Source organism: Streptomyces apricus (genome assembly GCF_008369065.1).
GTDB classification, from domain to species: Bacteria; Actinomycetota; Actinomycetes; order Streptomycetales; family Streptomycetaceae; genus Streptomyces; species Streptomyces apricus.
Map to the genome: position 1 here is coordinate 2,571 of NZ_VDFC01000078.1, position 7,553 is coordinate 10,123.

Below are 7,553 nucleotides of genomic sequence, written 5' to 3' on the forward strand. Positions count from 1 at the left end.
GGGCGGGGTCGCGTGGGTTCACTTTCCGCCCACGCCCATCAGGCCGCCGACCAGGGCGCGCCGGGCCACCAGGTAGACGGCGAAGATCGGGATGCCGGAGAGGACCACCGAGGCCAGCAGGGCGGGGATGTTCACGCCGAACTGGCTGACGTAGTTGAAGAGCCCGAGGGTCAGGACGCGCGGGCCGTCGGACTGGGTGAAGATCAGCGGGAAGAGGAAGCCGTTCCAGGCCTGCAGCGCCGAGTAGATGACGACGGTGCTGATGCCGCCCTTGGCCATCGGGACGGCGAGCTGGAACAGCATGCGCTGCGGCGAGGCGCCGTCCAGGGCCATCGCCTCGTACAGCTCCTCCGAGACGTCCCGCAGGGTGCCCACCAGGACGAGCACCGAGACCGGCATGGCGAAGGCCGCCGTCGGCAGGATGACCGCCAGCAGGCTGTCGTACAGGTCGAGCTTGGCGATCAGCAGGTACAGCGGGACGACGACCGCCTGGGCCGGGATCGCGACGCCCAGCAGGAAGAGCCGGAAGGCCAGGCCCGACCAGCGGTTGCGGGTGCGGACGGCGACGTACGCGAGCGGGACGCAGAGGGCGAGGACGATGCCGACGACCGCGACGGCCACGATCACCGTGTTGGCGAGCAGATGGCCGAAGCCGCTGTTCAGCACGGTGTTGTAGTTGTCGAGCGTCGGGTCCGTCGGCGGGCTCAGCGGGTTGCCGGTGAGCGCCTTGTCCTGGCTGGTGAGGGAGGCCGAGAGCATCGCGTAGATCGGGATGATCACGACCACGAGCCACAGGATCGAGCCGAGTCCCGCGACGGGATTGGCGCGCCTGGTCCAGTGCCGGCGCCGGCGGCCGGCCGGGGGCGGGCCGGCCGGCCGGTCCCCGCTCTTCACGGGACGCGGACGCGGCAACGTATCGTGTGACACTGCGTCACATCCCTTCGCGGGTACTGCGCATGCCGCCGAAGCCGGTCAGCCGCACGAGGATCAGGGACAGGCCGGTGGCGGCCAGCACCAGGAAGGACGCGATGGCGCTCGCGTAGCCGAAGTCGTAGCTCTTGAAGCCCGCCTCGTACATCAGGTACGGCAGCACCGCCGTGTCCGTGCCGGGGCCGCCCTTGGTCAGGATGAGGACGGTCTCGAAGTACGTGAGCGAGCCGACGACCATCAGGACCGTGGACGTCGTGATGGTGTGGCGCAGCTGCGGGAGCGTGATCGAGAAGAACTGGCGGTGGCGGCCCGCCCCGTCGATGGCCGCTGCCTGGTAGAGGACCTCGGGTATCTGCCGCGCCCCGCCCTGGTAGAGCAGGGTGTGGAAGGGGATGAACTGCCAGCCGCCGACGAACACGATCGCGAGGAACGCGCCGCTGGAGGAGCCCAGGATGTTCTCCTGGATGATGCCGAAGTTCGGGTCGAGCAGGGCGTAGAACAGCAGCGCGATCGCCGTCGAGGACAGCAGGAACGGCACGAAGAAGATCGCGGACAGCACCGCCCGGTTGCGCTGGCGGCCCGCCGCCCAGACCCCGAGCAGCAGCGCGATCACCGTCTGGAAGGCCCAGCTCACCACCGTCAGCAGGACCGTGAGCCACAGGGACTGCAGCATCCGGTCGTCGTCGAGCAGCTTGCGCCAGTTGTCCAGGCCCACGGGCGTCGGGTCGCCGAGGCCGTCCCAGCTGGTGAAGGAGAGGTAGAAGGCCAGGCCCATCGGGACCACGGCGAAGAAGCCGAAGAACAGGACCCCGGGCAGCGCCCAGGCGGCGTGCGGCCGGCCGGCCGTGGCGGTCCCGGAGCGCCGGGGCCGGCCCTCCGTCCCGGCCCCGGCCGGTCCGGGCTCCGCGGACGGGCGGTCCGCCGGGGCCTTCGTGGGGCTCGGTGCGCTCACTTCAGCTCCTTGAGCGCCGACACGAACTCGCTCGGCGAGGACTTGCCCACGAACAGCTTGTTGATCTCGGTGAGCATCGGGGTCGCGGTCTGCGAGCCGACCGCCTGGTCCCAGGAGAGCGTGAAGGCGGGCGCCTTCTCGACCATCTCGTACTGGAACTTCGCGAACTCCGGGTTGGGCGAGGCGTCCAGGAGCTTGGCCGCGTTCGCGGTCGTCGGGATGTCGCCGTTGGCGACCAGCGCCTTGGCGTACGTCTCGGAGGCGCAGTCCTTCAGGAAGGCGATCGCGGCGTCCTTGTTGCCCGCGCGGGTGTTGACCGACCAGTAGTTGGTGGGGTTGCCGACGACGTTGCGGATGTCGCCCTTGCCGCCCTCGACCGAGGGGAACGCGCACCAGCCGAGGTTGTTCTTGGCGAAGGACGGGAACTTGCCGAGCTGCGTCGAGTACTCCCACGAGCCCATCAGGTGCATCGCCGCCTTGCCCTTGGCGAAGACCGCGGGCGCGCCGCCGTTGGTGTACGCGACCGAGCTGAACTTCGAGCCGAAGGCGCCGTCGTCGATGAGCTCCTTGACGGTCTCGGCGGCCTTCAGGACGGCCGGGTCGCCCCAGCCGGACGCGTCGCCCTCCTGGATCCTCGCAAAGACCTCCGGGCCGCCGATGCGGTCGACGAGGTACTCCAGCCACATCAGCTCGGTCCAGGTGTCGGCGCCGCCGAGCGCGAACGGGGTGATCTTCGCCTTCTTCAGCTTGGCGTTGATGTCCTGCAACTGGTCCCAGGTGGTGGGCGGCTGGAGCTTGTGCTCGGCGAAGAGGGCCTTGTTGTAGAAGAGGATCACCGGCTGCATGCCGCGCATCGGTATCCCGTAGTGGCGCCCGCCCAGCCCGCCGGCCGCCAGCACCGCGGGCAGGAAGCCCGACTTGAGGGCCGGGTCGTTCTCGATGGTGTCGGTCAGGTCGACGACCTGCTTCGCCTCCTGGTAGTCCTTGATCGACCCGCCGCCCCAGTTGAAGAAGATGTCGGGGGCGCTCGGGGAGCCCATCGCGGTGCGCAGCTTGGCCGGGTACTCCGCGCCCGGGATCCGCTCCAGCTTCACCTTGCCCTTGGCGGTCCTGGCGGCGGTGGACTTGTTGAAGCGGTCGACGGCCGCCTGCTGGACCTTCACCGCGTCGTCCCCGTAGACGAAGGCGGTGAGGGTGCCGCCGCCCCCGCCGGAGTCGCTGTCGGAGCCGCAGGCGGTGAGGCCGGTGGTGAGCAGGGTGGTGGCGCCGGCGCCCAGGATCCAGCGCCTGCTGAACGTGCGGCCGCCCGGGCCTGCGCCGGCGCCCGCGGCGGCGCCTGCGCCGCTGGGCCGCCCGCCGCTGGACCGCCCATTGATCGACTCCATGACAGCACCTCTTCTTCTGGACACGCTCGTCTGCACGGCGCACTCGCGTCGCGAATGTTTCGGTTGTGATTCCGAATGTTCCGGGAACGTATGGCGGTCGAGGGTCTTCGTCAAGGGGTTGCGCAGGGATACGATCGCGTTCATGACTCGCCCGAATCCCGCCGTAGCCCAGTCAGCGACGCTCGCTGAGATCGCCCGCGAGGCTGGGGTGTCGGCCCCGACTGTTTCGAAGGTGCTCAACGGCCGCGCCGATGTGGCCCCCTCGACCCGCAGCCGGGTGGAGGAACTGCTGCGCCGGCACGGCTACCGGCGCCGCCGGGCCGAGGCGTCCCGGTCGCCGCTCATCGACCTCGTCTTCCACGAGCTGGAGAGCGCGTGGGCGATGGAGGTCATCCGGGGCGTGGAGAACGTGGCGCGGGACGAGGGGCTGAGCGTGGTCCTGTCCGAGAGCGCGGGGCGGCTCACGCCCGGGCGCACCTGGGCCGACCAGGTCGCCGCCCGCCGCCCGCACGGGGTGGTGCTCGTCCTCAGCGGGCTCGACGAGTCCCAGCGGGCGCTGCTGACCAGCCGTTCCATCCCGTTCGTGGTGGTCGACCCGGCGGGCGACCCCGGTGACGACGCGCCGTCCGTGGGGGCCACCAACTGGCAGGGCGGGCTCGCGGCGACCCGGCATCTGACGGAGCTGGGGCACCGGCGCATCGGCGTGATCACCGGGCCCTCGCGGATGATGTGCAGCCGGGCCCGGCTCGACGGGTACCGGGCGGCGCTTGACACCGCCGGGCTGCCGGTCGACCCGGCGCTGGTGCGCAACGGCGACTTCCACCACGAGAGCGGGTACCGCAACGGGCTGGAGCTGCTGCGGCTCCCCGACCGTCCGACCGCCGTGTTCGCGGGCAACGACCTCCAGGCGCTCGGCCTGTACGAGGCCGCCCGCGAGCTGGGTCTGCGGGTGCCGGAGGATCTGAGCATCGTCGGCTTCGACGACCTGCCGGTGGCCCGCTGGGTCGGCCCGCCGCTCACCACCGTGCGCCAGCCGCTGACGGAGATGGCCGAGGCGGCGACCCGGCTCGTCCTGGACCTGGGCCGCTCCGAGCGCCCCTCGGCGGCGACCCGGGTGGAGCTGGCCACGAGTCTGGTGGTCCGCAGCAGTACGGCTCCACCGTCGTGAGCGGGGGCGGAGCTCCGAAAGTTTCGAGGATCCCGACACCGGGAGCCCGGGAAATCTGAACGAAGCCTGAGAATTCCTGAAGTAAAGCCGCCAAGTTGTTGTTCCTTGTAATAATTCGGACTTACGTTCTCCCTGTGAGCGATGGCGTGGGCGCAGAGGACGGGTCCGGCAGCGAGGACGGCGAGGACGCCGCGATATCCGGCACGACCGGTGACGCGACACCGGGCACGGCCGGTGACGCGGTACCCGGCGCGGCCGGTGAGGCGACACCCGGCGCGGCCGGTGAAGGGCGGCGGCCGTGGTGGTCGGGCCGGTCGCGGCTGTTCAAGGCGGCGGGCATCGTCGCCGGCTGCGCCCTCGTGGTCTCACTGGCCGGGGCGGCCTGGGCCTACTGGCACCTGAACCACAACATCAAGAGCGTCGACATCGACAACGCGCTCGGCGACGACCGGCCGGCCCGGGGGATGACGACCCCGACGGCCGACGAGAGCCCGCTGCCGAGCGGCGCGCTCAACATCCTGGTCCTCGGCTCGGACTCGCGCGGCGGCGAGCGCAACAAGGCGCTCGGCGGCGGCAGCAGCGAGGGCGCCCGCTCCGACACGGCGATGATCGTCCACGTCGACGAGGGCCGTTCGGAGGCGACCGTGGTGAGCATCCCGCGCGACACCCTGGTCACCCGCCCCTCCTGCCCGTCGAACTCCGGGGGGACGACGTCCGAGGCGCACAGCGTGATGTTCAACAGCGCGTACTCGCTGGGCGGGCCGGTGTGCGCCGTCAAGACGGTGGAGGCCATGACGGACGTCCGCATGGACCACTACATCGAGATCGACTTCGCCGGTTTCGCGGACCTGGTGGACGCGCTGGGCGGCGTGACGGTGACGACGGAGGAGGACATCTCCGACGAGGACAGCCACCTCGAACTGGAGGCGGGCACCCACCACCTGGACGGCACCGAGGCGCTGGCGCTGGCCCGTACGCGGCACGGCATCGGCGACGGCAGCGACCTCGGCCGCATAGGCCTCCAGCAGAAACTGGTGAAGGCGCTCCTGGACCAGGTCTCCGCCACCGACCTGCTCGGCAGCCCCACCCACCTCTACAAGGTCGCCGACGCCCTGACGAGCAGCCTCACCACGGACACCGGCCTCGACTCCCTGACCGAACTGATGGACCTGGGCCGCAGCCTGAAGTCCCTCTCCTCCAGCACCACGCAAACGGTGACGATGCCGGTGCTCCCGGCCCCCTGGGACACCAACCGAGTGGTGGCGCAGGAACCGGAGGCGGGAAAGCTGTGGGAGTCACTGAGGTGAGGGCGTAGCGCTTCCCCAGAAACTCTTGAGGAAATCCGGTGGGTGTGTCGATTTCGGGGGGCTCCGTTCGACGCTCGGGTGAGAGGTGGGGGTCGGCCCCGTCTCCGTAGCCGGAAGACCGAGGAGTCTCCATGCCCCGCTATCTGTCGATGATCCGTGTCGATGAGCAGAACGCCCCCGCCGAGGGTCCCAGTGACGCGCTCATGGAGCGCATGGGGAAGCTGATCGAGGAGATGACCAAGGCCGGGGTGCTGCTGGACACCTCGGGGCTGACGCCGACCGCGCAGGGGGCGCGGGTGCGCTGGGAGGGCGGCGGGCTGTCCGTCACCGACGGGCCGTTCACCGAGACCAAGGAGGTCGTCGGCGGGTACATGATGCTGCAGGCCAAGGACCGGGACGAGGCGGTCGAGTGGTCCAAGCGGTTCCTGCGGATCCACGAGGCCCACTGGACGGTGACCTGCGAGGTGCGGGAGATCGTCGAGGGCTGAGCCCGGGCGCGCGGCGGGTTCCGGCGGCAGGGGCTTGGCCGTACGGGGCCGGGGGCCCCGGCCCCGCGGAGAGGACCCGCGTCAAGACCCGCAAGGGCTTCGAGGTGGCGGACCACGAGGGCCTGCCGCCCGTCTTCACGACCGTCCCCACCGGGGACAAGGTCGTCTTCCTCACCATCGACGACGGCGCCGAGAAGGACCCGGCGTTCCTGCGCATGACGAGCGAGCTGAAGATCCCGTACACCGCCTTCCTCAGCGACTACCTGGTCAAGGAGGACTACGGCTACTTCAGGAGGATGCAGGCCACCGGCGTGGTCCTGAACAACCACACCCTCCACCACCGCTACCTGCCGGGCCTGTCGTACGCCGGGCAGAAGCGCGAGATCTGCGGCATGCAGGACGTGATCGCGAAGCGGTACGGCAAGCGGCCCGTCCTCTTCCGGCCGCCCTTCGGCAACTACAACGAGGACACCCTGCGCGCGGCGAAGTCCTGCGGCATCGAGGCGGTGCCCCTGTGGAACGAGGAGGTCTTCGCCGACCGCTGGGAGTACCGCGAATGGGACCGCGACCTGCACCCCGGGGACATCGTCCTCAGCCACTTCCGCGGCCGGGAGGACGGGAAGGGCACGATGCCCGACATGGTCCGCCGCTTCCTGGAACTCGTCACCGAGAAGGGGTACGCGGTGGCCCGCCTGGAGGACTACCTGTGAGGCGGCGCAGGGGCACGGCCGTCCTGCTGGCCGCCGCGCTCTGCCTCGCCGGCACCCTCGCCGGCTGCGCCCAGTCCGTCGACCCCATCGAGCGGCTGGGCAAGAAGGCCGCGCAGAAGGTGCGCACGCACGGGCCGCCGGCGGACGCGTACCGCCGCTGGGGGCTGGACGCGCCGCTCGCCCCGGCGCCGCGCCCCGGCGTCCGGCGGCCCGCGGTGCGCGCCGCGGGGCCGGGGCTGCCGCCCGTCGTGGACCGCGTCCCGACCCGCGACAAGGTGGTCTTCCTGACCTTCGACGACGGGGCCGAGCGGGACCCGCGGTTCGTCGACCTGGTGCGCGAGCTGCGGCTGCCGGTCACGGTGTTCCTCACGGACAGCGTGGTGGGGCCGGGGTACGCGCACTTCGGGCGGCTGCGGGCGGTCGGCGCGAGCATGCAGAACCACACGCTCGACCATCCGTACCTGCCGGGGCTGCCGTACGCGGGTCAGCGGGCCGAGATCTGCGGCCAGCAGGAGAAGCTGAAGCAGCGCTTCGGGATCCGGCCGCGGCTGTTCCGGCCGCCCTACGGGGAGTACGACGGCGACACGTTACGGGCGGCGGGGGACTGCGGGGT

The 7,553-nt window shown here is 70.9% G+C and carries 8 protein-coding genes; 5 read left to right on the forward strand and 3 right to left on the reverse strand.

From position 1 onward, the window contains the following. Positions 1-18 precede the first annotated feature (18 nt). The 3 genes from FGF04_RS35495 to FGF04_RS35505 form a co-directional block, all read right to left on the reverse strand. On the reverse strand, positions 19-927 hold the full coding sequence (locus FGF04_RS35495) for a carbohydrate ABC transporter permease (RefSeq protein ID WP_223146434.1): 909 nt from the start codon (positions 925-927) through the stop codon (positions 19-21). A gap of 4 nt (positions 928-931) precedes the next feature. Continuing rightward, on the reverse strand, positions 932-1,747 hold the full coding sequence (locus FGF04_RS35500) for a carbohydrate ABC transporter permease (protein ID WP_149515511.1): 816 nt from the start codon (positions 1,745-1,747) through the stop codon (positions 932-934). 131 nt (positions 1,748-1,878) lie between these two features. Beyond that, positions 1,879-3,267 (reverse strand): ABC transporter substrate-binding protein, encoded by a 1,389-nt coding sequence (locus tag FGF04_RS35505; RefSeq protein WP_149515506.1) that lies wholly within the window; start codon positions 3,265-3,267, stop codon positions 1,879-1,881. A gap of 142 nt (positions 3,268-3,409) precedes the next feature. Between FGF04_RS35505 and FGF04_RS35510 the strand changes: the two genes are divergently transcribed. The 5 genes from FGF04_RS35510 to FGF04_RS35530 all read left to right on the forward strand — a co-directional run. After that, complete coding sequence (locus tag FGF04_RS35510; protein ID WP_149515507.1) at positions 3,410-4,435, forward strand: LacI family DNA-binding transcriptional regulator; 1,026 nt, start codon at positions 3,410-3,412, stop codon at positions 4,433-4,435. A 320-nt stretch (positions 4,436-4,755) separates the two neighbouring features. Then, positions 4,756-5,742, forward strand: a complete 987-nt coding sequence (locus FGF04_RS35515) for an LCP family protein (RefSeq protein WP_235882662.1) — start codon at positions 4,756-4,758, stop codon at positions 5,740-5,742. A 131-nt stretch (positions 5,743-5,873) separates the two neighbouring features. Then, on the forward strand, positions 5,874-6,230 hold the full coding sequence (locus FGF04_RS35520; RefSeq protein WP_149515508.1) for a YciI family protein: 357 nt from the start codon (positions 5,874-5,876) through the stop codon (positions 6,228-6,230). Then, complete coding sequence (locus tag FGF04_RS35525; protein WP_149515509.1) at positions 6,152-6,940, forward strand: polysaccharide deacetylase family protein; 789 nt, start codon at positions 6,152-6,154, stop codon at positions 6,938-6,940. Before FGF04_RS35520 ends, FGF04_RS35525 begins: the two co-directional genes overlap by 79 nt. Continuing rightward, positions 6,937-7,553, forward strand: a 617-nt coding sequence (locus FGF04_RS35530) for a polysaccharide deacetylase family protein (RefSeq protein WP_149515510.1), incomplete at its 3' end; no start/stop codon positions are given. The genes FGF04_RS35525 and FGF04_RS35530, both read left to right, overlap by 4 nt.